Here is a 24,072-nt window from a genome sequence, read left to right on the forward strand (position 1 = left end):
GTTCGTCGGCGCCTCGGCGCCCTGGCCCGGGTGCGGTTCGACGCGGCGGCCTTGAGTACGCCGATGCGGGGCGCGTCGGCCGCGCGCCCGGCGAAGGCCGGCGCCACCCGCCGCCGGCCCTGGCCGCCGCGCCGCCCAGCCGCCTCCCCCTCACGACCGCCGCGCTCACCGCGTCACACCGCTCGCGGCGACGCGCGGCGCCCACTCCATACGCGCTCCGCGGACCACCGCCATGAACGGCCGAGCCGCCCTCCGCCGCGCCGGGGCGCGCGGAGCCGCCGGGCCCGCTCGGACCCCTCAGGCCAGTACCGCCCGCACCGTCTTGCCGCCCTGCCGCGCGGTCACCACCTCCAGGCGGTGGGCGAGCTGGCGGACCAGGGCCAGGCCCCGGCCGCTCTCCCGTTCGCTGCTCGGCTTGCGCAGGCGCGGGCGGGCCGGGCTCGTGTCGTACACCTCCACGGTCACCCGGTCACCGGAGACCTCCACGCGCAGGCGGCAGCCGCCTCGCGCGTGCTGGACGGCGTTGGAGACCAGCTCGGAGACGACCAGCGCGGCGTCGTCCACGCGCTCGGCGGTCACTTGGTTCTTACGACGGTGCGGCCTGACCAGGAACGCGCAGGTCAGCCTCCGTGCCCGGCCCGCCGAGGCGGCCTCCTGCGGCAATGCGTACTCGACTCGTGCGGTGGGCCTATGGGCGCGCTGCTGCGCACGCATGCCACTCACATCCCCTCCCTGGGACAACCGGTACACCCGCGATCACTGTCGCCACCGGGGCCGCGGCGTGTCTTGCGCGACCGGTCCTGCCCCACGGTGATGCCCCCTCGGACTGATCGCCAACCAGCCCGCCCACCGGGCCCTACGGCAGAAGACGGAGACGTCCCGGCAGCCCCGCGCGCACCCCGCGCCGCCACCCCCACCGCTCGTCACCACCTGTCTCCTCACCCATCCTCATTGGACACCTTCACGTCCCGCATGAGACACTGACGTCTCATTCGAACTTGGAGTGTTCCATCATGACCCCGCAGCGTGACTCACGACGCTGGGCCGTCCTCGCGATCCTCTCCGGCAGCCTGCTGCTGATCGCGATGGACACCACGATCCTGAATGTCGCCTTCCCGTCCCTCGTCGCCGATCTGCGGCCCAGCTCCGTACAGCAGCTGTGGATCATCGACATCTACGCCCTCGTGCTGTCCGGACTCCTGGTCACGGCGGGCGCTCTCGGCGACCGGTGGGGACGCAAGCGACTGCTGCTCATCGGCTTCGGCGTGTTCGCCTTCGCCTCGCTGCTCGCCGTCTTCGCGACCGCCGCCTGGCAGGTCATCGCCGCCCGCGCACTGCTCGGCGCCGGTGGCGCCGCGATCATGCCCGCCACCCTGTCGATCCTGCGGCACGTCTTCACCGACGCCCGCGAGCGCGCCCTCGCCTACGCGGTGTGGTCCGCCGTCTTCGGTGGCGGCATGGCGCTCGGCCCCGTCGTCGGCGGGCTCCTCGTGGAGCACGACGGCTGGCACTCCGCGTTCCTGATCAACATCCCCGTCGCGCTGGTCATCATCGCGCTCGGCCTGTGGATCCTGCCCGAGTCGCACCAGCCCCGGCAGGGCCGCTGGGACTGGTGGGGTGTGGGCCAGTCCGTCCTCGGCATGCTCGCCCTGGCCGGCGGCATCAAGCAGCTCGGAAAGGGCGGCCCGGCCGACCCCGTGGCCTGGACACTGCTCGTCGTGGCCGCGGTGACGCTCACCGTCTTCGTCCGCCGCCAGCTGCGTCTGGAGCACCCGCTGCTCCAGGTACGTCTCTTCGCCTCCCGGCCGTTCGCCATCGCCGCGGCCTCGATCTTCCTCGGCATGATCGCGCTGGGCTCGGCCCTGTTCCTCATCACCCAGTGGTTCCAGTACGGGCAGGGCTACACGCCCCTGGCCGCGGGCATCCACCTGCTGCCCGCGCCGCTGGGCCTGGTCCTGACCTCGCTGCTCACCCCGATGCTGATGCACCGGCTGCCCATCCGGCACATCATGGGCGGCGGTCTGCTGATGATGACGGCGGGCCTCTCCCTGCCGTGGCTGCTCCAGCTTTCGGGGCCGCTCGGCTACGGCGGGATCGCCGTGGCGCTGGCCGTGCTCGGCTGCGGCGTCGGCATCGCGACGACCGCCGCGTCCGTGACGCTGATGGCCGCCACCCCGGCGAAGGACGTCAGCGGTGCCGCGGCCGTCGAGGAGACTTGCTACGAACTCGGCGCCGCCATGGGCGTGGCCATCCTCGGCAGTGTCGCCACGGCGCTGTACCGCGTGAACCTCCCCGACCTCGGCCTCCCGGACGACACCGCATCGGCCGTGAGCGACTCCATCGGTGAGGCCGCGCGCGTGGCGTCCGGGCTGACCGGGCCTGCGGGCGACGCCCTGCTGACGGGGGCCGCCGACGCGTTCACCTCCGGGATGACACCGACGTTCCTGATGGCGGCGGCGCTGCCGCTGGCCGCCGCGGCGCTCACCTGGGCGAAGATCCCGAAGGGCCTGCGCCCGACGGAGGACGCGCACTGAGTGGCGTCTCCGCCGGAGGCCAACTGACACCGATCGCCCCGTACTTCACGCGCGCTTGTCCTGGTAGGCGTTCGTCGGCGGCACCTACGCGCAGCAGTACGACGTGCAGGGCCTGCGTCACCTGGCCCGTGGCGGCGGCGCCGCGCCGCCCCCGCGGGGCAGGCTCACCGGGCTCGGCGGCAAGTGCCTCGACGTCAAGGGCGGCAAGGCCGCCAACGGCACGCAGATCCAGCTGTACACGGCGAACATGGACAAGCGCCAGGTCCGGGTCACCCCGAAGTAGCGCCGGGCATGGCGTCGCGGGCGGGGCCCAGCGGCTACAGTCACCAGCGATCAGCCCCGCCCACCTGGGAGAACCTCGCACCATGGCCGTCGACGAACTCGACACCCGTATCCTGCGGCTGCTCCTCGAACAGCCCCGCACCAGCCTGCGCGAGTACGCGCGCGTCCTCGGCATCGCCCGCGGCACCCTCCAGGCCAGGCTCGACCGCCTGGAGCGGGACGGTGTGATCACGGGCACGGGCCCGTTCCTCTCCCCGGCGGCGCTCGGCCACCCGGTGCTCGCCTTCGTCCACATCGAGGTCACGCAGGGATACCTGGACGAGGTGGGCGACGCGCTCGCGGCGGTGCCCGAGATCATCGAGGCGCACTCGATCACGGGCGGCGGTGATCTGCTGACCCGCGTCGCGGCACGGGACAACGGCCATCTGGAAGACGTCATCCAGCAGTTGATCAAGCTGCCGGGCGTGGTCCGCACGCGGACGGAGATGGCGCTGCGGGAGCGGGTGCCGCACCGCCTGCTCCCGCTGGTCGAGTCGGTGGGCCGGGCGGCCGCGGCGCGGAGGTGAACCCCGCCTCACGGCGCCGACCTGGGCGTTTGGCATCCTGGAGGGCATGCGCGACTTCGGGAACACCTCGGTCATCTTCGATCTCGACGGCACCCTCGTGGACAGCGAGCCGAACTACTACGAGGCGTCCCGGGCCCTGCTCGCCGAGTACACCGGCCGGGAGTACACCTGGGCCGACAACGAGCAGTACGTGGGCATCAGCTCCCACGAGACGCTCGCGCGGTGGCGGCAGGAGTACGGCATCGGCGCCTCCGTGGCCGAGCTGATCGCCGACCTCGACCGCCGCTATCTGGATCTGGCGCGCGCCGGGACGCACGTCTACCCACAGATGCGCAAGCTCGTCGAGCGGCTGCACGGGGCGGGCATACCGATGGCCGTGGCGTCCGGTTCGTCCCGGGCGGCCATCGAGGCGATCCTCGTCGGCACGGGCCTGGACGCCTGGCTGACCACGTTCGTCTCCGCCGAGGAGGTGCCGCGCGGCAAGCCGGCGCCGGACGTGTTCCTCGCGGCGGCCGCGCTGCTGGGCGCGGAGCCCGCGGAGTGCGTGGTCTTCGAGGACGCGGCGCCGGGCGCGGCGGCGGCACGGGCGGCGGGCATGCGGTGCGTCGCGGTCCCCTATGTCGCCGCCCACGCCGACGACCCGGCGTTCGCCGACGCGGAGCTGCTGTTCCGGGGCGGTCAGAGCGAGTTCACGGCCCAGGCGGCGCTGGACGTGCTGATGCCGTCCCGTTGAGCCGTCGGCCGGTCGGTGCTCAGCCGCCGGTCCCCGGCATGTCGACGTAGCCGAGCCTCCGGTTCATCTGGATGGCGGCCGTGTTCGCCGGGTGATGGAAGGTCCGGACCTTGTCCACGCCGCAGAGACCGGCGAAGCCCATGCCGACCGTCTTCATCGCGAGGGAGAGGCCCCGGCCGCGGTAGGCGGCCTTGACCCCCGTCATCTCGTTGAAGACGAAGCCGGAGGCCCGGTGGTCCGACGTCATGGCGAGTCCGCACCACACGTCGCCGTCGAGAGCGACCACGACGCCGCGGGGGTCGTAGGAAGGCACGGCGAGCCGCCCTTCGACGTACTCCTCGAACGTGTAGAACTCGCCGCGGTCCGGGATATCGGCGGAGCACTCCTTGTTCAGCTCGTAGAGCGCCCACCGGTGGCGCGGGGTGTCGCCCAGCTCGGACATCGTGGTGAACCGGATACCGCCGCTCCGGCAGCGCTCCAGGTACTGCTCGAAGCGTGCCGCGTCGAAGGCGGCCGCGTCGAGTTCCAGCTTGACCCAGCGATCCGCCATGGCGTTGCCCCCTCTTCGGTGTCCGGCCATCCTCTCAGGCAGCGCCGGCAATCCGCTCGGGGGTCAGCAGCTCCGTGAGCCGCTCCGGCGGCAACAGCCCCTTCTCCAGGACCAGTTCGGCCACGCCCCGCCCCGTGCTCAAGGCCTCCCGCGCGATCTCGGTCGCGGCGGTGTAGCCGATGTGCGGATTGAGCGCGGTCACCAGGCCGATGGACGTCTCCACCGAGGCGCGCAGCACCTCGGTGTTGGCGGTGATGCCCTCCACGCAGCGCTCGGCGAGGGTCAGGCAGGCCGCGCGCAGCGACGTGATGCTCTTGGCGAGCGAGTGCAGGATGACCGGCTCGAAGGCGTTGAGCTGGAGCTGGCCCGCCTCGGCGGCCATGGTGATGGTGACGTCGTTGCCGATGACCTCGAAGGCGACCTGGTTGACGACCTCGGGGATGACCGGGTTGACCTTGCCCGGCATGATGCTCGAACCGGCCTGCACGGGCGGCAGGTTGATCTCGTTGAGCCCGGCGCGCGGGCCCGACGAGAGCAGCCGCAGGTCGTTGCAGCTCTTCGAGAGCTTGACGGCGATCCGCTTCAGGACGCCGGACAGGTGCACGAAGGCGCCGCAGTCCTGGGTGGCCTCGACGAGGTTGGCGGCGGTCACGAGCGGCATGCCGGTGATGTCGGCGAGGTGGCGGCGGGCCGTCTCGGCGTATCCGGCGGGGGCGTTGAGGCCGGTGCCGATGGCGGTGGCGCCGAGGTTGATCTCGTGGAGCAGCTCGACGGCCTCGGCGAGCCGCATGCGGTCCTCGCCGAGCATCACGGCGTACGCGGAGAACTCCTGGCCGAGCGTCATCGGCACCGCGTCCTGGAGCTGCGTACGCCCCATCTTCAGGACGTCGCGGAACTCCAGCGCCTTCGCCGCGAACGCGTCCTGTACGACCGCCATGGCACGCAGCAGGCCGTGCGCCGCGCTGATCGTCGCGACCTTCACTGCGGTCGGGTAGACGTCGTTGGTGGACTGGCTGAGGTTGACGTCCTCGTTGGGGTGCAGGTGCTCGTACGCGCCCTTGGGGTGGCCGAGGAGTTCGAGAGCGCGGTTGGCGACGACCTCGTTGGCGTTCATGTTGGTGGAGGTGCCCGCGCCGCCCTGGATGACGTCGACGACGAACTGGTCGTGCAGGCGCCCCGCCCGGATCTCCCGGCAGGCGGCGGCGATGACGTCGGCCTTGGTCTTGGCCAGCAGCCCCAGCTCCTCGTTGGCGCGCGCGGCGGCTTCCTTCACGGCGGCGAGGGCGTCGATGAGCTGCGGGTAGACGGAGATGGGGATGCCCGTGATGGGGAAGTTCTCCGTGGCGCGCAGGGAGTGGATGCCCCAGTAGGCATCGGCGGGGACGTCGCGATCACCGAGGAGGTCGTGCTCGCGACGGAGGGCGGGGACGGAGGCGGCGGTCATGGCGCTGTTCTTTCCGGTCGTACGGAGGAGGTGAACGCCCCCGAAGGGGCGCGGGGGAACTGCGCGACCAGCCACAAACCGGCCCGCAGGCAAATCCGCTCAGACAGCCGCGGCCGCAACCTCGGCCACGGCCCCCGCCCCACCGACGACCCTCCGCAGAACCTCCACCCGCTCCCCCCGCCCGGAGGCGGAGAGCAGCGCCGCGAGAACCGCCGTACGCGCCTGCCCGGCACGCAACGTACCGGTCAGGACCGCCCCGGCGGCCGCGAGGTCAACGGCTCCGCCGTGCGTGTAGATCTCGGTGACGGGGCCCGCGGGGACCCGGGTGGTGAGGGCAACGAGCACGCCCCGCTCCACGGCTCCGGCGACGGCGGTGACGAACTCGGGGGTCGCGTTGCCCGCCCCGGTGGCGACGAGCACGATGCCCTGCGCACCGGCCCCGACCGCCGCCTCCAGGAGCAGCGGGTCGGCGTCGACGTGGTGCATGACCATGTCGACGCGCGGCACGGCCACGCCGGCCGGGGGCAGCGGCAGCGGCTCGGGCCGCTCCGGGCGGTGCGCTACCGAGACCTTGCCGAAGCCGACCTTGCCCACGCGCGGCCCCGAGGGGTCGGCGAAGGCGTCGGCGGCGAGGGTCTGCGTCTTCACGGTGCCGCGCGCGGCGTGCACCTTGCCGTCGAAGACGACCAGGACCCCGAGGTCGCGCACGGTCGCGGCGGTGAGCAGCGCGTCGTACAGATTGCCGGGTCCGTCGCCGTCCTCGGCGCCGAGCGGCTTCTGGGCGCCGGTGAGGACCACCGGGCGGGAGTCGTGGTGGTGGAGGTCGAGCAGGAAGGCGGTCTCCTCCAGGGTGTCCGTGCCGTGGGTGACGACGATGCCGTCGACGCCGGGGTCGGCGAGCACCTCGTGCACGGTGCGCAGCAGGGTGAGCTGCTGGGCGGAGGTCAGGCGCGGGCTGTTCACGTTGAACAGGTCGATGACCTCGGAGGTGATGTCGTGGGGTATCGCGGCCGTGGCGAGCACCTCGCGCCCGGGGGCGTCGGCGGCGAAACCGGTGCCCTGCCACCGGCTGGCGATCGTCCCGCCGGTGCTGATGACGACGATCCGTCGCGCCTGTGCTTCCACGTCTGCGTACCTCCCGGAGATCCCGAGGACGATCAAGCCCTCCGAGCGGCGGGCATCCTCGACGCAACGATAGTTCGAACACCGCGCAATGTGTTTGCCCTGTTCCCCGGGCACAGCGCCATTTCAGGGTGGATAATTGCGCCATGGACGAGATCGATCGCAATATCTTGCGTGAGCTCCAGAGGGACGGCCGGCTCACCAACCAGGAGCTGGCCCAGCGGGTCGGCCTGAGCGCGTCGCCGTGCATGCGGCGGGTGCGTCAGCTGGAGCTGGACGGTGTGATCCAGGGGTACCGCGCGGTCGTGGACCCCGAGGCGGTCGGCCGGGGCTTCGAGGTGCTCGTCTCCATCGAGGTGCGGCGGGACCGCGAGACGGTCGAGGCGTTCGAGGCGGCGCTCCAGGAGATCCCGGACGTCATCGAGGCGTACCGCCTGTTCGGGAGCCCCGGCTGCCTGCTGCGCATCGCCGTGGAGGACCTCGCCGCGTACGAGCGCCTGTGGATCGAGCGGCTCACGGCGCTGGCGGGGGTCACGGAGGTCAATTCGCAGATCATCATGAAGCGGATCAAGGAACCAGAGGGCCTGCCGGTGGACGGCTGACCAAGGAGCGCACCCGCTCCCCAACTCCCCCTTGGTACAGACTATTGACGACAGGTCTGGACTTTCCTACTGTGACGCTTCGCACACGCACGCCTCCTCGCCCCCAGTCCTCCCTCTCCCCAAGGAGCACAGCGTGATCGGTCGGACGTTACGCCTGCTGGGGGCCGCCTTGGCCCTGGCCTGTGCCGCACAACTGCCGGCCGCCGCGGCGGCCCCCTCCACGCCCCTGGCCGACACCTGCGAGGTCAAGTCGAAGCCCGCGGGGAAGGTGCTCCAGGGCTACTGGGAGAACTGGGACGGCGCGGCCAACGGCGTGCACCCGCCCTTCGGCTGGACCCCGATCACCGACTCCCGCATCCGCGAACACGGCTACAACGTGATCAACGCGGCCTTCCCCGTGATCCGTTCCGACGGCACCGTCCTGTGGGAGGACGGCATGGACGCGACGGTCAAGGTCGCGACGCCCGCCGAGATGTGCCGGGCCAAGGCGGCCGGCGCGACGATCCTGATGTCCATCGGCGGCGCGACGGCCGGGATCGACCTGAGCTCCAGCAGGGTCGCCGACCGTTTCGTCGAGACGATCGTGCCGATCCTGAAGAAGTACAACTTCGACGGCATCGACATCGACATCGAGACCGGCCTCGTGGGCAGCGGCAACATCAACCAGCTCTCCCCCTCCCAGGCCAACCTCGTCCGCATCATCGACGGCGTCCTCGCCCGGATGCCCGCGAACTTCGGCCTGACCATGGCCCCCGAGACGGCGTACGTGACGGGCGGCAGCGTCGTCTACGGCTCGATCTGGGGCGCGTATCTGCCCATCATCAAGAAGTACGCGGACAACGGCCGCCTGTGGTGGCTCAACATGCAGTACTACAACGGCAGCATGTACGGCTGCTCCGGCGACTCCTACTCCGCCGGCACCGTCCAGGGCTTCACCGCGCAGACCGACTGCCTCAACAAGGGCCTGGTCATCCAGGGCACGACCATCAAGGTCCCCTACGACAAACAGGTCCCGGGCCTCCCCGCCCAACCGGGCGCGGGCGGCGGCCACATGTCCCCGAGCCTCGTGGCCCAGGCGTGGAACACGTACAACGGCGCCCTCAAGGGCCTGATGACGTGGTCCATCAACTGGGACGGCTCGAAGGGGTGGACGTTCGGCGACAACTTCAAGCGGATCGCGGCTCCGGCGGCGCCCGCGGTTCTTACGGACCGGTGACGTGAGCGCCCACCGGGGTCGGTCGCCGAGGATGAGCCCGGCCACCATTGGCCCACACCCAGTAGCGGGGCTCCGGCTGCCGCTCGCCACACTGCTCCTGCCCGCCGCGGCGCTGCTTCCCGGCCGGGGCGCACGGTACTGGCTCGCGGCCCGGGCCGGGCTCGCCCTACTGGTCAACCATCCGCCGCTCAGGGGCTGGTGAGGGCACGGCTCCGCCGCTGACGGCCAGTTGCGCGGCGGCGGCCAGCTCCCGCCGGTCGGTGCCCCGCAGCGGGGCGTGCGCCGTGATCCGCGCGCTCAGGCGCCGGGCGGCGGTCACGCGGCGCAGCGAGGCGGTGAAGTCCTCGTCGCCGAGGAAGGCGGCCGTGGTGCTGGGGGAGCCGCCCTCCCGGTAGGTGACCGTCACCGGGCGCACGGGGGCGCCCGCGTCGGCCGCGGCCTGGAAGGCGGCCCGCCGGAAGCGCCCGCCCGCCGCGGAGCACCAGGTCGTCGCCTGTGGAAAGACCAGGACGGAGGTGCCGCCGCGCAGACACGCGGACAACGCCCGCACGTCACGGGGGAGTTGACGAGGGCTTCCGTCCCGGTCGATGAACAGCGTGCCGGCGCGCCGGGCCAGCGTGCCGATGAGCGGCCAGCGGCTCACCTCCCGTTTGGCGAGGACGCGCACGGGCTCGACCGCGAGCAGGGCGACGACGTCCAGCCAGGAGACGTGGTTGGCCACGACCAGGGTGCCCACGCCGGAACCGTCCGGCACACTCAGCCGCCCCGCGAGCCCCGCACCGAGCCGCTCGCTGCCCCCCACCGCCACCCGCACCCCGAGCGCGGAGAGCACCGCACACGCCTCCCCGCGCAGCACGCGAGGCTCCGCGAGCCGGTCGCCCCGCGCGGCGGCGCGCGTCAGGACGTACGTCAACGCCGCGTACCGCCGCGCCAGTTCGGTCACCGGCACGCGCGCGTCCGGGGCGGCGGCACAGCTCGCCGGGCAGCCGCGGTCGAGCGCCCAGGGGCTCGTCACGCGCCCTCCCCAAGGAAGTAGCGGCGGTGCCGTGCGCTGAGCCGCTCGGTGTCGAGGAGTACGAAGAAGTCCGCGACGTCGAACTGCGGATCGTGGGCGGGGGCTCCGCACATCCACGCGCCGAGGCGGAGGTAGCCGCGCAGCAGGGGCGGCAGGTCGGCGTAGGCGGGGCGTTCCGGGGCGGGGCCCGTGGGGGTCCAGGGGCGCCGGGGGTGCACGCGCAGCTCGGGGGGCGCGGCGTGCTTGGCGGTGCCGAGCAGCCAGGCGCTGGACGCGGCCCGCCCGCCGTCGGCCAGCGGCACGGAGGCGCAGCCCGCCAGGTGACGGTGGCCGGAGAGCAGGACGTAGCGGGCCAGCGCGGACCACATGAGGTTGATGACGGCCCCGGAGCGGTGGTCGGGGTGGACGCAGGAGCGGCCCGCCTCGACGGTCGAGGACCGCAGGCGGTCGAGGGCGCGCAGGTCGAACTCGCCGTCGGAGTAGGAGTGTTCGGTACGCCCGGGGGGAAGCAGCCGGTAGGTGCCGACGATCTCGCCGGTCGAGGTGTCGGTGACGATGAGGTGGTCGGCGAGATCGTCGTAGGCGTCGACGTCGTGGCCGGGCAGCGGCGTGTCGAGCGCCGCGCCCAGCTCCTCGCCGAAGACGCGGTGGCGCAGGCGCTGGGCGGCCCTGATCTGTTCGGTGGTGTCCGCGAGGGAGGTGACGTATGAGCTGGTGACCGTCGAAACGAGGGATGTCGAGGGCATGACACTTCCGTTCTCGGTTCGTGGGGTGAGCACAGACGGGAGAGGGGGGGACGACGGGGGACGGGGGGACGCTGCGTGGCGGACCGTTCGCCGCGGCACGTTCAGCACGGTGACGGCACCGGCTGAACTTCGCGCTTCAGGCGCGCGTCGGTCGTACGTCCGGCGCGCGTCCAGAACGGGCAGGGGGCCTCACCCCCGGCCACCGACACCCCCGCCGACCGCCGACCGTCCCCGCCATACGGCCTCTTCCGGCCGCCGCGGCGCCCACCCCGGGCGGCCCCCATTGACCCGCCCCCAGGTCAGGCCGTACAAACGCCGCATGCCACCTCCCCTCCCCCTCGCCGGTATCACCGTCGTCAGCCTTGAGCAGGCCGTCGCCGCGCCCTTCGCCACCCGGCAGCTCGCCGACCTGGGCGCGCGCGTCATCAAGGTCGAGCGGCCCGGCGGCGGTGACTTCGCGCGGCGGTACGACACCACGGTGCACGGCCAGGCCAGCTACTTCGTCTGGCTCAACCGCTCCAAGGAGTCCCTCACCCTCGACCTCAAGTCGGAGTGCGGCAGGCAGCTCCTGGAGGAGCTGCTCGCGAGGGCGGACGTGTTCGTGCAGAACCTCGCCCCGGGGGCCGCCGCCCGCATGGGTCTCGGCGCCGAGGAGCTCCAGGCGCGCCACCCCTCCCTCATCCCCTGCACCGTCAGCGGGTACGGCACGGACGGCCCCTGGGCGGACCGCAAGGCGTACGACCTGCTCGTGCAGTGCCAGACGGGGCTGCTCCAGCTCACCGGCACCCCGGACGAGGCGGTGCGCGTGGGCATCTCCGTGGCCGACATCGCGGGCGGGATGTACGCGTACAGCGGCATCCTGTCGGCCCTGTTCACGCGGGCGACGACCGGGCGCGCGCCGGCCGTGGAGGTCTCGCTCTTCGACGCGCTCGCCGAGTGGATGAGCCAGCCCGCCTACTACACGCGGTACGGCGGCACCCAGCCGCCCCGCGTCGGCGCCCGGCACGCGACGGTCGCGCCGTACGGCCCGTTCACCGCGTCCGACGGCAAGGACGTCCTGCTGTCCGTGCAGAACGAACGCGAGTGGGCCGCGTTCTGCGGGGAGTTCCTCGGCCGTCCCGCGCTGGCCGACGACCCGCGGTTCGCCACCGGCTCCGACCGCGTGGCGCACCGGGAGGCCCTGGACGCCATCATCGCCGTACGCTTCGGCGAACTCGGCGGCGACGAGGCGATGAAGCTGCTCGACCGGGCGGGCATCGCCAACGCGGGCGTCAACTCGGTCCATGAGTTCCTCGACCACCCCGTGCTGACCGAGCGCGGACGCTGGCGGGACGTACGGGTGCCGGGGGCGCCGTCGCCCGTCCAGGCGCTGCTGCCGCCCGCGGACCTCTCCGGCGTGGCCCCGCGGATGGACCCGGTGCCGGCGGCGGGCGAGCACACCGAGGCGATCCTCGCCGAGCTGGGGCGCGGCCCGGACGAGATCGCCCGGCTGCTCGCCGAGGGGGTCTGCCGGTGAGCGCCCTGGACACCCTCCCGCCCGACGAGCAGCTGGCCGTCACGACCGTGCGGGACTTCGTCGACCGCCATGTCAGGCCGGTCGTACGGAAACTGGAGCACTCCGACACCTACCCTGAGGCGCTCATCGAGAAGATGAAGGAGCTCGGCCTCTTCGGGCTCGCCGTCCCCGAGGAGTACGGCGGCACCCCCGTCTCCACCTCCTGCTACGTCCTGGTCACCGAGGAGCTGGCGCGCGGCTGGATGAGCCTGGCGGGCGCGATGGGCGGCCATACGGTCGTCGCGAAGCTGCTCTCGCACTTCGGCACCGACGCGCAGAAGCGGCGCTGGCTGCCCCGCATGGCCACGGGCGCGGTGCGCGCGACGGCGGCGCTGACCGAGCCGGGCGGCGGCTCCGACCTCCAGGCGCTGCGCACGGTCGCGCGCCGCGACGAGGACGGCGGCGGGTACGTGATCGACGGCGCGAAGACCTGGATCACCAACTCCCGCCGCTCCCAGCTGATCGCGCTGCTCTGCAAGACGGACCCGGACGCGCGGCCCCGCCATCGCGGCATCTCCGTCCTGCTCGTCGAGCATGGCCCCGGCCTGACCGTCTCCCGCGACCTGCCGAAGCTCGGCTACAAGGGCGTGGAGAGCTGCGAACTGGCCTTCTTCGACTACCGCGCACCGGCCGACGCGCTGCTCGGTGGCGTCGAGGGCAAGGGCTTCGGGCACATGATGAAGGGCCTGGAGACCGGGCGGTTACAGGTCGCCGCCCGCGCGCTCGGCGTGGGGCGGGCCGCGTTCGAGGACGCGCTGCGCTACGCCCAGGAGCGCGAGTCGTTCGGCGTGCCGATCTGGCGGCACCAGTCCATCGGCAACTACCTCGCCGACATGGCGACTTCACTCTCCGCCGCCCGCCAGCTCACCCTGCACGCTGCCCGGGAGGCCGACGCGGGACGGCGCGTCGACATGGAGGCAGGCATGGCCAAGCTGTTCGCGTCGGAGACGGCCATGCGGATCGCGCTGGACGCGGTCCGCATCCACGGCGGCAACGGCTACTCGACCGAGTTCGACGTCGAACGCTACTTCCGCGACGCCCCGCTGATGATCGTCGGCGAGGGGACCAACGAGATCCAGCGCAATGTGATCGCTCGTCAACTCGTCAAACGCGGCGGCCTGGACACCTGAACCGCTCAGGCGACGGTGCCGAGCCCTTCGATGACCACCGCGTTCGGCAGTGAGGCGAAGGCCTTGCCCGGCACGATCAGCTTGCCGCGGCGGCGGCCGCTGCCGACGAGGACGTGCGGCAGATCGGCGACGACGGCGTCGACCAGCAGCGGCCACGTGGCGGGCAGCCCGATGGGCGTGATGCCGCCGTACTCCATGCCGGTCTCGCCCGTGGCCGTGTCCATCGGCGCGAACGACGCCTTGCGGGCGCCGAGTTGGCGGCGTACGACGCCGTTGACGTCCACCCGCGCGCCGGACGGCACGACGCACGCGGCGAGCGTGGTCCCACCGCCCCGCTTGCCCGCCACCACCACGCAGTTCGCCGACCGGTCGAGCAGTTCGGGGCCGTAGTGCTCAAGGAACGTGGCGGTGTCGGCCCACGCCGGGTCCGTGTCGACGTGGATCAGCTCGTCGGCCGGGACGGGTCCGCTCCAGCCGCGTACGGCTCGCGCGACGGGTGCGGCCAGCAGGTCGAGGACCTCGGAAGCGGGGTGGACGACGTCGAAATCACCGAGAGGAGCTCGCATTGGCGGCACGGTAACAGCCGTCAGTATGAGGACGCGTGGGCGGGCGGCACCGAGACCGACATCGTCAGCTCGACCGGCTCGGCGCCCCTGTTGTGGTAACCGTGCGGCACGTTGGCCTCGAAGGTGGCGGCCGCCCCAGCCGCGACGACGTGCTCGGCGCCGTCCACGACGAGCGTCAGCTCGCCCCGCGAGACGTGCAACAGCTCGACGGTGCCCGGCGGATGCGCGTCGGAGTCGCTGCCCTCGCCGGGCACGAGGTGCCAGGACCACAGCTCGAAGGGGCCGCGCGCCTCGGCCCCGACCAGGAGCGTGGTACTGCTGCCGGCTTCCGTGGACCACATGCGTACGGCCTGCTCCGGCGGTACGAGGCGGACGTGCGGGCCCTGTTCGTAGTCCAGGAGCGTGGTGATGCTGATGCCCAGCGCGTCCGCGAGCTTCACCGTGATGCCCACGCTGGGGTTGGTCCTGGCCTGCTCGATCTGGATGATCATGCCGCGGCTCACCCCGGCGCGGGCCGCGAGGGCGTCAAGGGTGAAGCCTCTCTCGTTGCGCCACCGCTTGAGGTTGCGCGCGAGCGACTGGGTCAGCTGGTCGAGGTCCGACACATTCCGTCCAATATTTTGAATGACACAGTTCACGATACTGAACTACCGTGTGGTGCACCTGATGGTTCCCGATGGTTCACCACACTGTACTGCGAGGCTTCTCCATGACCGCACTGTTCGCCCTGGCCACGAGTCTGCTGTGGGGGCTCGCCGACTTCGGCGGCGGACTGCTGACCCGGCGCGTGCCGGCCCTCACGGTCGTCGTCGCCTCGCAGACGATCGCCGTGGTCGTGCTCGGCGCCGTCGTGCTCGCGACCGGCGGGTGGACCGAGTGGGGGCCGCAGCTGTGGTTCGCGGTCGGCGCGGGCCTGGTCGGCCCCGTCGCCATGCTCGCCTTCTACAAGGCGCTCGCCCTCGGTCCCATGGGTGTCGTCTCGCCGCTCGGCTCGCTCGGCGTCGCCGTGCCGGTCGGCGTCGGGCTGCTCCTCGGCGAGCGGCCCGGGCTCGCGCAGTTCGCGGGCATCGCCGTGGCCGTGGCGGGCATCCTCCTCGCGGGCGGCCCCGAGCTGCGCGGCGCGCCCGTCCAGCGTCAGGCCGTCCTGCTCACCCTGCTCGCCGCGTTCGGCTTCGGTGGCGTCATGGCGCTGATCGCCGAAGCGTCGAGCAGTCTCACCGGTCTGTTCCTCGCGCTCTTCGTGCAGCGCGTGACGAACGTGGCGGCGGGCGGCGCGGCCCTTTACGTCTCCGTGAAGCGGGGCGGCGCCGCGCTCCCGGCGGGTTCCGGGATGGGCGTGCTGTGGGCGATGCTGCCCGCCCTCGCCTTCGTCGGCCTCGCGGACGTCGCGGCCAACGGCACGTATTCGATGGCGGCCCAGAACGGCCCGGTCACCGTCGCCGCCGTGCTCTCCTCCGTCTACCCGGTGGTCACGGCGCTGGCGGCCCGGGCAGTGCTGAAGGAACGGCTGCGGGGAATCCAGGCGGCGGGAGCGGGACTGGCACTGGTGGGAACGGTACTGCTGGCCAGCTGACACGGCCCCGCCAGGGGCGCGGGGAACCGCGCGACCAGCCCCACACAACCCGCGGCCGAAAACCCACCGGCCTACCCCTGTCCCATCTCCCGCATCTCCCCCAGCGCGATCAACTGCTCCGGCGTAACCCCCTCAGGGATGGGAACCGGCGCGGGCGTCCGCAACGGCGGCTGCCACCCCATCTCCGCGTCCCACGTCCGCACGACCCGCGCCGGCGCCCCCGCCACCACCGCGTGGTCGGGAACCTCACCCCGCACGACCGCCCCCGCGGCGACGACGACATTGCGCCCGATCCGCGCCCCCGGCAGGATCACCGCACCCGTACCCACCCAGCACCCGGACCCGATCTCCACCGGGTCCATCCGCGGCCACTGCTTGCCGATGGGCGTGTGCGGGTCGTCGTAGGAGTGGTTGGTGGACGTCACGTACACATAGGGCCCGAAGTAACAGTCATCGCCTATCGTCACCGTCGTATCGGCGATGACGTGACTGCCGCGGCCGAGCACGACGCCGTTGCCGATGCGCAGGATCGGGTCGGGGCCGAGGTCGAGGTCCGGCATCATCCCCGCGGTGAGCGTGACGTGCTCGCCGACGATGCAGTGGTCGCCGAGCCGGATCCACGGCTCGCCGAAGACCGTGCCCTGCGGGAAGGCGAGCTTCGTGCCCTCGCCGATCGCGCCGAACCGCAGCCGGCCCGGGTGCGCGGCGGTCACCGCGCCCGTGCGCTGCGCCCACGCCCAGCCCGAGTGGACCGCGCGCTGCGCGAGGCGGCGCGGCACGGCGGTCAGGGATGAGAACGTGTTCCTGTTCTTCGGCACGCGCTCACGTTACTCAGTGCCACCGGCCCCCGCAGGTCCATGACCTGTGATCTTCACCCCACCCGGCCGTGTGCGCCACCTCGTCCCGTACGGTGCCGTCAGGCGCGGGACCACGGACACCACGGAAGACTGACGTCATGGAAGCGGGGAGCGAGTCGATGGGCCACGAGGCACTCATCACCGGCATCGGCGGCAAGGATCCGAAGATCGACCAGGAGGCGTTCACCGCGCCGACCTCGGTCGTGCTCGGCGAGGTGACGCTGCACGCCGGGGCCAGCGCCTGGTACGGCGCGGTGCTGCGCGCGGACTGCGGGCCCATCGTCGTGGGCGCGGACAGCAACATCCAGGACAATTGCAGCCTGCACGTCGACCCGGGCTTCCCCATCAGCATCGGCGAGCGCGTCTCGGTCGGGCACAACGCCGTCCTGCACGGGTGCACCGTCGAGGACGACAGCCTGATCGGGATGGGCGCGACCGTACTCAACGGCGCGGTGATCGGGGCCGGTTCCCTGGTCGCGGCGCAGGCGTTGGTACCGCAGGGCATGCGCGTGCCCCCGGGCTCGCTCGTCGCGGGCGTGCCCGCCAAGGTGCGCAGGCAGCTCACGGACGAGGAGCGCGAGGGCATCACGCTCAACGGCACGCTGTACGTCGAACTGGCCAGGGCCCACCGCGACGCGCACGCCGCGGAGTGACTCAGTCGCCGACGCCGACGGGCTGCGGTTCGGCCGCCACGGGCCCGGCGGCCGCGGCCTCCGCCTCGGCGGCCGCCTTCTTCGCCCGCCGCTTGATGAACAGCATGGAGCCGACGCCGATCAGCACGGCGATGGCGAGCCCGAGGTAGGAGAACCGCTTCAGCCAGTCCTCGGCGACGACGCCGATGTAGTAGATGACGGCGGTGGTGCCGCCGGCCCAGACGATGCCGCCGAGGACGTTGGCGATCAGGAACTTCCAGTACGGCATGCGCAGGACGCCCGCGAGCGGACCGGCGAAGATGCGGAGCAGGGCGACGAAGCGGCCGAAGAAGACCGCCCACATGCCCCACTTCTGGAAGGACCGCTCGCAGGTCGCGACGTTGGCCGCGCTGAAGTGCCTGGGGAACTTCCGCTCCAGCCAGGCCAGCAGCGGCCGGCCGCCCTTGCGGCCGATGGCGTACCCGATGGAGTCGCCGATGATGGCGCCCGCGGTGGCGCAGACGCCCAGGATCACCGGGTTGACTTCACCGTGCTGGGAGGACAGGAGCGCCGCGGAGACCAGGACGATCTCGCCGGGCAGCGGGATGCCCAGGCTCTCCAGCCCGATGACGATTCCCACCAGCGCGTAGATACTGACGGCCGGTACCTGCTCCAGCCACTCCTGGACGTGCAACGCCGGTTCCTCCCATAGTCCCAGTGCTTGCCCCCGGCATACGCGCCCCTGAGCGACGCACGCCCGCGCAGCCTACCGGTCAAGCCCCACGCGAATGGAACGACGCCGCTCACGCCCGGCTTCCGTCAGCTGGGGTCGTTGGGCCTGAGGGTCCACAGGACGGTCATCTCGCCGGTGACCGCGCCGTCCGCCCGCCGGATCTCGACGGCGACCGGGAACTCGGGGCGCTGGCCGGCGTCGAGTTCGGCGATCACGTCCGCCGCCGGGCGGCCGAGCGTCGCCGTGGCCGTCACGGCACCCATGGCGAGCTTCTTGTACGCGATCTCGGCGCTGACGGCGAGCGGCACGGCGCGGGAGAGCTGCGCGCCGAACGCGGCGAGGACGATGGCCCCGCTCGCGGACTCGCCCAGCGTGAACATGGCGCCGGCGTGCGGGCCGCCGACGTGGTTGTGGTACTCGCTCTGGTCGGGCAGGGCCACCACGGCCTTGTCCGGCGCGGTCTCACGGAACTCGAGGTTCAGGGTCCTGGCCATCGGCACCGTGGCGGCGAGCATCTCGCCGATCGACATCTGGTCTGCGCTCATGGCGGCGATGTTACCCATGAGTAGAGTTGAATGACCAGGGCCCTCCGCCGTGGAGATCACCGTCCCCTATCGTGGACGCCCATGTGGCATGGACAGCAGCCGCCCGGGGGCGAGCAGAACCCGCAGGACCAGAGCCGGAACCCGTACCAGCAGCCGGGGTACCAGCAGCCCAACCCCTATCAGCAGCAGGCCCCTTGGAACGCGCCCACCATGCCCGGGGAGTCGCGGGGCGGGGCCCCCGAGCCCCCGCGCGGCAACGGCAGACGGACCAAGGTGATCGCCCTCGCCGCGGCGGCTGCCGTCGTGGTCGCCGCGGGCGTCACCGGGGTCCTGCTCCTCGGCGGCGACAAAGACGAGCGGAGCGCGAAGGACGAGACGAGCGCCTCCGCCGAGCCCGGCCCGGCGAAGCCTTCCGCGTCAGGCTCCGCCGACAACCCCCGCGCGGGCGCCGACCCCGGCCCGACCGTGCCCGGCTGGAAGGTCGTGGTGAACCCGAAGCGAGGCATCGCCTTCGACGTACCTCCCGAGTGGTCCCTGGAATCGAGGGACTGGGCCGGCGGATACGTGGAAGAGAAGGACGCCGACGACGAATCGGCACCGTTCCTCGCCGCCTACGCCGCCCCCGCCTACTTCAAGGAGAAGTGGTGCGCGAGCGACGACGACAAGGACGGGGTCAAGGACCACGTACCGCTGGCCGCGGCGGGTACCCGCGGCAACAAGGACGCCAAGAGCACCGAGCAGATCGCACGGCACGACGCGACCATGTGGGTCTACGGCGCCTACACGCAGCCCGACAGGAAGAAGGTCACCACCGGCCCCGTGGAGTCGTACACCACGAAGTCGGGTCTCAAGGGCAGCCTGGCGAGCGCCACTTCGGCGGGTGTCGACAAGCAGGGCAAGTGCGACTCCGACGGCAAGGCCACGGTCTTCGCCTTCAAGGACTCGGCGGGCAAGTTCGCGTCCTGGTCCTTCCACGGCGCGAAGGGCGTGCGGGAGGAACTCCCGGACGCGACCGTGCGGAAGATCCTCTCGACCGTGCGCGAGTACGAGATGGCCGAGGACTGAGCCGCTCCCGGGGCCGCCGTCCCCGGCCTCCCGGGGCGATGTGATCTTCAGCGGGCGGCCCCCGTATCGTGTGCGGCCATGTGGCCAGGACAGCAGCCGCCCGGGGGCGAGCAGAACCCGCAGGACCAGAGCCGGAACCCGTACCAGCAGCCGGGGTACCAGCAGCCCAACCCCTATCAGCAGCCGGGCTATCAGGCACCGAACCCCTATCAGCAGCCGGCCGCACCCCATCCCCATCCCCATCCCCAGGGGCAGTGGAGCGCGCCGACCGTCCCGTCCGGGGCCCCGCAGGCTCCGGACGGCGGGGGCAGGGGCAGCGGCAAGGTCAAGGTCATCTCTCTCGTGACGGCCGCCGCCGTGGTCGTCGCCGCGGGCGTGACGGGATTCCTGCTCCTCGGCGACGACAAGGACGGGAAGGCCGGGAAGGACGACCGGGCCGGCTCCGGCTCCCCCTCGAAGGCCGCCCCCGAGAGCCCGGGCGCCGCTCCGGACGACGGCGACGACAGCGAGCGCGGGACGGACGACGGCCTGAAGCCGACCATCAAGGGCTGGCACGTCGTGGTGAACCCCAGGTGGGGCACGGCCTTCGACGTGCCGCCCGAGTGGGAGGTGCAGAACCCCGGTTCGGCGATCGCCTTCGAGGACGTCAAGACCGGCAAGCCGCTCATGACGATGTCGGCGCCCGCGTACCTCAAGCCCGAGTGGTGCGTCACCGACGACGACAAGGACGGCAGGAGCGAGGACCACGAACTCGCCGCCGTCGGCACCAAGGGCGCCAAGGGCGCGAAGAACACCGAGCAGGTCGCGGTCAACCAGGTCGCCTGGTGGGTCTACGCCGGCTACACCCAGCCGGACAAGAAGAGCTTCAGCTCCGACGAGAAGGCGCAGCCGTACACCACCAAGGCCGGCATCAAGGGCAGCATCGCCCGCGCCGAGTCCACGAACACGCCCCAGACGGGCAAGTGCGCCTCCGACGGCAAGGCGATCACCTTCGGCTTCAAGAACTCCGCGGGCGACTACGTCGCGTGGAGCCTCTACGGAGCGCGCGGGGTCAAGGACGAGATACCCGAGGAGACGGTCATGAAGATCCTCAGCACGGTGCGCACCCACGGCGAGCCGACGGAATCCTGACGCTTTCCGCCGCTTTCTCCGTACGTTCTTCCCGTCGGCGGCGGCCCCGTGGCGACCCCGGCGGGGCTGCCCGTGGCACCCGGCCCCCGGCACCTCTATGGTTACTGGCCATGTGGCCAGAACAGCAGCCGCCCGGGGGCGAGCAGAACCCGCAGGACCAGAATCACAACCCGTACCAGCAGCCGGGGTACCAGGCGCCCAACCCCTATCAGCAGCCGGGGTATCAGCAGCAGCCCGCGGGCGGCTACCCGCAGCAGCCGCCCGCCGGTGGCTACCAGCAGCCGCACTCGGGCGGGTTCTCGCAGCCCGAGCAGCCGCAGCCGCACTGGTCCGCTCCGACGCCACCGCCCGGGCTGCCGCAGCAGAGCGGTGGCGGCCAGGGCGGGGGCGGCAACAAGACGAAGATCACCGCCATCGTCGCCTCGCTGGCCGTGGTGGTGGCGGCCGGCGTCACCGGCTTCCTGGTCCTCGGCGGTGACGAAGAGGGCAAGGACGACAAGGCGGGGCCGGCGAAGCCCTCGAAGTCCGCGACGAAGAAGCCGGACCCGACGCCCACCGGCGGTGGGAACGAACGCGGTGAGGGCGGCGAGGACAAGCCGACGGTTCCCGGCTGGCAGGTCGTGGTGAACCCCAAGTGGGGCACCGCCTTCGACGTTCCGGCCGACTGGAAGGTCGAGACGCCGGACACCTTCACCGGCTTCGACGACCGCAAGGACAAGGGCGCGAAGGCGATCATCGGCATGTCCGCGCCCGCGGTCTACAAAGAGAAGTGGTGCACCTCGGACGAGGACAAGAACGGCGAGTCCGAGGACACCTCGCTCGCCGTCGTCGGCACCAAGGGCCAGAACGGCGCGAAGAACACCAAGGACGTCGCGCGCAACGACTCCGCCTGGTGGGTCTTCGGCGGTTACACCGAGCAGACCAAGGCCGACAAGAAGAAGATCAAGATCGGCAAGGTGGAGGAGTACACCACCAAGTCCGGCGTCAAGGGCAGCGTGGCGACGTCGACGACGTCCGGCGCGGCCACGTCCGCCAAGTGCGACTCGGAGGGCAAGGCCACCACGTTCGCCTTCAAGAACGAGGCCGGTGAGTACGTGGCCTGGACCCTCTACGGCGCCAAGGGCGTCAAGGAAGAGGTCTCCGACGCCCTGGTGAGGAAGATTCTGGACACCGTGCGGTGGAGCGAGGCCGCGGCCGAGGAGTCCTGAGCCGCGCGGCGCGTTCTGAGCCACGAGAACAAACGGTTTGGCAAGTGCGTACTGCCCCGGGGATAGTCCCGGAGTGACGAATCCTGCCTCCGTGCCGCGCCGCCGCCCCAGTTGGGCGGGTCGCAACTACACGCTGCTGACCGCCGCCGCGATCGTGACGAACCTCGGAAGCCACGGGGCGTTGATCGCGGCGGCGTTCGCCGTGCTGGACGCCGGGGGTGACGGCGGGGACGTCGGGCTCGTCGCGGCCGCGCGGACACTGCCCCTCGTGCTGTTCCTGCTCATCGGCGGGGCCGTCGCCGACCGGCTGCCGCGCCACCATGTGATGGTCGCCGCCAACGCCCTCAACTGCGTGTCGCAGGCGGCGTTCGCCGTGCTCGTCATCGCGGGCGAGCCGCAGCTGTGGCAGATGATGCTGCTCACCGGCCTCGGCGGCGTCGGGCAGGCCTTCTTCGGGCCCGCGGCCGAGGGGATGCTGATGTCCTCGGTCAGCGGCGAGCAGGTCAGCCGGGCGTTCGCGCTGTACCGGATGGCGATGCAGGGGGCGGGCCTCGGCGGCGCCGCGCTCGGCGGTCTGATGGTGGCGGCGATCGGCCCGGGCTGGGTGCTCGCGGTGGACGCGGCGGCGTTCGCGGCCGCGGGAGCGCTGCGTTCCTTCCTGGACGTCAGCCACATACCGGAGCGCGCGCCCGGCGGCGGGCTGTTCTCCGATCTGCGGGACGGCTGGCGGGAGTTCACCGGCCGCACCTGGCTCTGGTCGATCGTGGCACAGTTCTCGGTCGTGGTGGCCGTGGTCGGGGCCGCCGAGTCGGTGTTCGGGCCCCTGGTGGCCCGCGACGAGCTGGGCGGCGCGGGGCCGTGGGGCCTCGCGCTCGCCGCGTTCGGCGCGGGCACGGTCGGCGGCGCGGTCCTGATGATGCGGTGGAAGCCGCGGCGGCTGCTGCTCGCGGGCACCCTCTGCGTCTTTCCGCTGGCCGCGCCCTCGGCGGCGCTGGCCGTGCCGCTGCCGGTGGCCGGGCTCGCCGCGGTGATGTTCGTCAGCGGCGTGGCGATCGAGGTGTTCGGTGTCTCCTGGATGACCGCGATGCATCAGGAGATCCCGGAGGAGAAGCTGTCGCGGGTCGCCGCCTACGACTGGTTCGGCTCGATCGCGATGGTGCCTCTCGCCACGGCCCTCGCCGGCCCCGCGGAGTCCGCGTTCGGCCGCGGCGCGTCGCTGTGGGGCTGCGCGGTGCTGGTGGTCCTCGTGACGGCGGCCGTCCTGTTCGTCCCTGACGTACGCAACTTGACGCGACGCACGAAGGAGGTGGCGGTGCCGACGCCTCGCGCCGGCGTCTCCGCGGACGCGGTCGCCTCGACTTCAGCCGATGCGGAGGGCCCTGTCGGGCGGCTCGGGTGAAGGATCGGCTCACCCAACACTGAACGCCCCGCCAGGCGGCTCCGGTGAAGGGACGGCGTCCTCGTCACGTACCGCCTTCGCGTCCCCGATGAGGCGCCGCAGTGCCTCGCCGTGTTCGACGCGGGCGGGGAAGGCGTCGGACGCCGCGCGCCGGGCCAGGGCCGCGATGTCGAGAGGTGCGTGCGAGGCGATGAGTACCGCGTTCCCGAAGCGGCGGCCGCGCAGCACCGACGGCTCGGCGATCAGCGCGAGTTCCTCGAAGGCCTCGGCGAAGGTGGCCAGTTGGGAGCGGAGGAAGGCGAAGGGCGCGCCGTCGGCGAGGTTCGCCGTGTAGTGACCGCCCGGGCGCAGCACGCGGTCGGCGGCCTTGGCGTAGGAGACCGTGGTGAGGTGCGCGGGCACCCGTGAGCCGCCGAAGACATCGGCGACGAGGACATCGGCGCTGTCGGCGGGCGCCGCGTCGAGCCACTGCCTGGCGTCCGCCCCGTGCACGGTGATCCCCGCGTCCCGCTCCCACGGCAGCTGTTCGGCGACCAGTCGCAGCAGCCCCCGGTCGGCCTCGACGACGTCCTGCCGGGAGCCGGGGCGCGTGGCGGCGGCATAGCGTGGCAGGGTGAGGGCGCCGCCGCCGAGGTGGATGACGTCGAGCGGGCGGCCCGGCGCGGCCGCGGTGTCCAGGACGTGGGCGAGCCGGCGCGCGTACTCGAACTCCAGGTGGGTCGGCGCGTCCAGGTCCACGTACGACTGGGGCGCCCCGTCGACGGTGAGCAGCCAGGCCCGCGCCCGGTCGACGTCGGGCATCAGCTTGGCGGTGCCGTGATCCACCTCGCGGGTCACCGGAATCGCCTCGCCCGGGGGCTCGTACCCC

At 72.2% G+C, this 24,072-nt stretch carries 26 protein-coding genes; 14 read left to right on the forward strand and 12 right to left on the reverse strand.

The window, feature by feature from the left end:
* Positions 1 to 297 precede the first annotated feature (297 nt).
* Positions 298 to 714 carry an ATP-binding protein gene (locus tag ACF062_RS34060; protein WP_392143522.1) on the reverse strand — a complete coding sequence of 139 codons (417 nt, stop codon included), beginning with the start codon at positions 712 to 714 and terminating at the stop codon, positions 298 to 300.
* Between the two features lie 299 nt (positions 715 to 1,013).
* On the opposite strand from ACF062_RS34060, the gene ACF062_RS34065 reads away from it, so the two are divergent.
* The 4 genes from ACF062_RS34065 to ACF062_RS34080 all read left to right on the forward strand — a co-directional run bounded on the left by ACF062_RS34065 (position 1,014) and on the right by ACF062_RS34080 (position 4,115).
* Positions 1,014 to 2,534, forward strand: a complete 1,521-nt coding sequence (locus tag ACF062_RS34065; RefSeq protein ID WP_392143440.1) for an MFS transporter — start codon at positions 1,014 to 1,016, stop codon at positions 2,532 to 2,534.
* A gap of 103 nt (positions 2,535 to 2,637) precedes the next feature.
* Positions 2,638 to 2,817, forward strand: a complete 180-nt coding sequence (locus tag ACF062_RS34070) for a hypothetical protein (protein ID WP_392143441.1) — start codon at positions 2,638 to 2,640, stop codon at positions 2,815 to 2,817.
* Positions 2,818 to 2,899: 82 nt separating this feature from the next.
* Positions 2,900 to 3,382: an Lrp/AsnC family transcriptional regulator gene (locus ACF062_RS34075; protein ID WP_392143442.1), complete on the forward strand. Its 483-nt coding sequence runs from the start codon at positions 2,900 to 2,902 to the stop codon at positions 3,380 to 3,382.
* Positions 3,383 to 3,428: 46 nt separating this feature from the next.
* A complete protein-coding gene (locus tag ACF062_RS34080; protein WP_392143443.1) occupies positions 3,429 to 4,115 on the forward strand; it encodes an HAD family hydrolase in 687 nt (228 codons plus the stop codon).
* Positions 4,116 to 4,134: 19 nt separating this feature from the next.
* On the opposite strand, the gene ACF062_RS34085 is transcribed toward ACF062_RS34080, so the two are convergent.
* From ACF062_RS34085 to ACF062_RS34095, 3 genes are all read right to left on the reverse strand, one after another.
* Positions 4,135 to 4,665 (reverse strand): GNAT family N-acetyltransferase, encoded by a 531-nt coding sequence (locus ACF062_RS34085; RefSeq protein WP_392143444.1) that lies wholly within the window; start codon positions 4,663 to 4,665, stop codon positions 4,135 to 4,137.
* Between the two features lie 34 nt (positions 4,666 to 4,699).
* Positions 4,700 to 6,109 (reverse strand): aspartate ammonia-lyase, encoded by a 1,410-nt coding sequence (gene aspA, locus ACF062_RS34090; RefSeq protein ID WP_392143445.1) that lies wholly within the window; start codon positions 6,107 to 6,109, stop codon positions 4,700 to 4,702.
* Between the two features lie 99 nt (positions 6,110 to 6,208).
* A complete protein-coding gene (locus ACF062_RS34095; protein WP_392143446.1) occupies positions 6,209 to 7,234 on the reverse strand; it encodes an asparaginase in 1,026 nt (341 codons plus the stop codon).
* A gap of 143 nt (positions 7,235 to 7,377) precedes the next feature.
* On the opposite strand from ACF062_RS34095, the gene ACF062_RS34100 reads away from it, so the two are divergent.
* Positions 7,378 to 7,833 (forward strand): Lrp/AsnC family transcriptional regulator, encoded by a 456-nt coding sequence (locus ACF062_RS34100; protein ID WP_392143447.1) that lies wholly within the window; start codon positions 7,378 to 7,380, stop codon positions 7,831 to 7,833.
* Positions 7,834 to 8,008: 175 nt separating this feature from the next.
* Positions 8,009 to 9,049 carry a chitinase gene (locus tag ACF062_RS34105; protein ID WP_392143523.1) on the forward strand — a complete coding sequence of 347 codons (1,041 nt, stop codon included), beginning with the start codon at positions 8,009 to 8,011 and terminating at the stop codon, positions 9,047 to 9,049.
* Between the two features lie 166 nt (positions 9,050 to 9,215).
* Here ACF062_RS34105 and ACF062_RS34110 read toward each other — a convergent pair whose 3' ends face one another.
* Both ACF062_RS34110 and ACF062_RS34115 read right to left on the reverse strand, forming a co-directional pair.
* Positions 9,216 to 10,064 (reverse strand): lysophospholipid acyltransferase family protein, encoded by an 849-nt coding sequence (locus ACF062_RS34110; RefSeq protein ID WP_392143448.1) that lies wholly within the window; start codon positions 10,062 to 10,064, stop codon positions 9,216 to 9,218.
* On the reverse strand, positions 10,061 to 10,810 hold the full coding sequence (locus tag ACF062_RS34115) for a GNAT family N-acetyltransferase (RefSeq protein ID WP_392143449.1): 750 nt from the start codon (positions 10,808 to 10,810) through the stop codon (positions 10,061 to 10,063). The genes ACF062_RS34110 and ACF062_RS34115 overlap by 4 nt, the downstream gene beginning before the upstream one ends.
* Positions 10,811 to 11,129: 319 nt before the next feature.
* Between ACF062_RS34115 and ACF062_RS34120 the strand changes: the two genes are divergently transcribed.
* Positions 11,130 to 12,326: a CaiB/BaiF CoA transferase family protein gene (locus ACF062_RS34120; RefSeq protein WP_392143450.1), complete on the forward strand. Its 1,197-nt coding sequence runs from the start codon at positions 11,130 to 11,132 to the stop codon at positions 12,324 to 12,326.
* On the forward strand, positions 12,323 to 13,495 hold the full coding sequence (locus tag ACF062_RS34125; RefSeq protein WP_392143451.1) for an acyl-CoA dehydrogenase family protein: 1,173 nt from the start codon (positions 12,323 to 12,325) through the stop codon (positions 13,493 to 13,495). Before ACF062_RS34120 ends, ACF062_RS34125 begins: the two co-directional genes overlap by 4 nt.
* Before the next feature lie 5 nt (positions 13,496 to 13,500).
* Here ACF062_RS34125 and ACF062_RS34130 read toward each other — a convergent pair whose 3' ends face one another.
* Both ACF062_RS34130 and ACF062_RS34135 read right to left on the reverse strand, forming a co-directional pair.
* Positions 13,501 to 14,061, reverse strand: coding sequence for a YbaK/EbsC family protein (locus ACF062_RS34130; protein WP_392143452.1), 561 nt, complete (start codon positions 14,059 to 14,061; stop codon positions 13,501 to 13,503).
* A gap of 20 nt (positions 14,062 to 14,081) precedes the next feature.
* Positions 14,082 to 14,666, reverse strand: a complete 585-nt coding sequence (locus ACF062_RS34135) for a helix-turn-helix domain-containing protein (protein WP_392143453.1) — start codon at positions 14,664 to 14,666, stop codon at positions 14,082 to 14,084.
* A gap of 104 nt (positions 14,667 to 14,770) precedes the next feature.
* Here ACF062_RS34135 and ACF062_RS34140 point away from each other — a divergent pair, with 104 nt between their 5' ends.
* Positions 14,771 to 15,634 carry an EamA family transporter gene (locus tag ACF062_RS34140; protein WP_392143454.1) on the forward strand — a complete coding sequence of 288 codons (864 nt, stop codon included), beginning with the start codon at positions 14,771 to 14,773 and terminating at the stop codon, positions 15,632 to 15,634.
* A 71-nt stretch (positions 15,635 to 15,705) separates the two neighbouring features.
* Here the strand turns inward: ACF062_RS34140 and ACF062_RS34145 are convergent, their stop codons facing one another.
* Entirely contained in the window at positions 15,706 to 16,452 is a 747-nt protein-coding gene (locus tag ACF062_RS34145) for an acyltransferase (RefSeq protein ID WP_392143455.1), read from the reverse strand.
* Positions 16,453 to 16,610: 158 nt separating this feature from the next.
* On the opposite strand from ACF062_RS34145, the gene ACF062_RS34150 reads away from it, so the two are divergent.
* Positions 16,611 to 17,144 (forward strand): gamma carbonic anhydrase family protein, encoded by a 534-nt coding sequence (locus ACF062_RS34150; protein WP_223778919.1) that lies wholly within the window; start codon positions 16,611 to 16,613, stop codon positions 17,142 to 17,144.
* Position 17,145: 1 nt separating this feature from the next.
* Here the strand turns inward: ACF062_RS34150 and ACF062_RS34155 are convergent, their stop codons facing one another.
* Both ACF062_RS34155 and ACF062_RS34160 read right to left on the reverse strand, forming a co-directional pair.
* The gene (locus ACF062_RS34155; protein WP_392143456.1) at positions 17,146 to 17,817 is read right to left on the reverse strand and encodes a DedA family protein; all 672 of its coding nucleotides are present in this window, start codon (positions 17,815 to 17,817) and stop codon (positions 17,146 to 17,148) included.
* A 125-nt stretch (positions 17,818 to 17,942) separates the two neighbouring features.
* A complete protein-coding gene (locus ACF062_RS34160; RefSeq protein WP_223773374.1) occupies positions 17,943 to 18,401 on the reverse strand; it encodes a DUF4442 domain-containing protein in 459 nt (152 codons plus the stop codon).
* An 81-nt stretch (positions 18,402 to 18,482) separates the two neighbouring features.
* On the opposite strand from ACF062_RS34160, the gene ACF062_RS34165 reads away from it, so the two are divergent.
* The 4 genes from ACF062_RS34165 (at position 18,483) to ACF062_RS34180 (ending at position 23,204) form a co-directional block, all read left to right on the forward strand.
* Positions 18,483 to 19,466, forward strand: coding sequence for a hypothetical protein (locus ACF062_RS34165; protein ID WP_392143457.1), 984 nt, complete (start codon positions 18,483 to 18,485; stop codon positions 19,464 to 19,466).
* Positions 19,467 to 19,544: 78 nt separating this feature from the next.
* Entirely contained in the window at positions 19,545 to 20,597 is a 1,053-nt protein-coding gene (locus ACF062_RS34170; RefSeq protein ID WP_392143458.1) for a hypothetical protein, read from the forward strand.
* A gap of 110 nt (positions 20,598 to 20,707) precedes the next feature.
* A complete protein-coding gene (locus ACF062_RS34175) occupies positions 20,708 to 21,805 on the forward strand; it encodes a hypothetical protein (protein WP_392143459.1) in 1,098 nt (365 codons plus the stop codon).
* A 73-nt stretch (positions 21,806 to 21,878) separates the two neighbouring features.
* On the forward strand, positions 21,879 to 23,204 hold the full coding sequence (locus tag ACF062_RS34180) for an MFS transporter (RefSeq protein ID WP_392143460.1): 1,326 nt from the start codon (positions 21,879 to 21,881) through the stop codon (positions 23,202 to 23,204).
* Positions 23,205 to 23,213: 9 nt separating this feature from the next.
* On the opposite strand, the gene ACF062_RS34185 is transcribed toward ACF062_RS34180, so the two are convergent.
* Complete coding sequence (locus tag ACF062_RS34185) at positions 23,214 to 24,005, reverse strand: spermidine synthase (protein ID WP_392143524.1); 792 nt, start codon at positions 24,003 to 24,005, stop codon at positions 23,214 to 23,216.
* Positions 24,006 to 24,072: the final 67 nt, after the last annotated feature.

This window comes from Streptomyces sp. NPDC015345 (assembly GCF_043078805.1).
Lineage (GTDB): Bacteria > Actinomycetota > Actinomycetes > Streptomycetales > Streptomycetaceae > Streptomyces.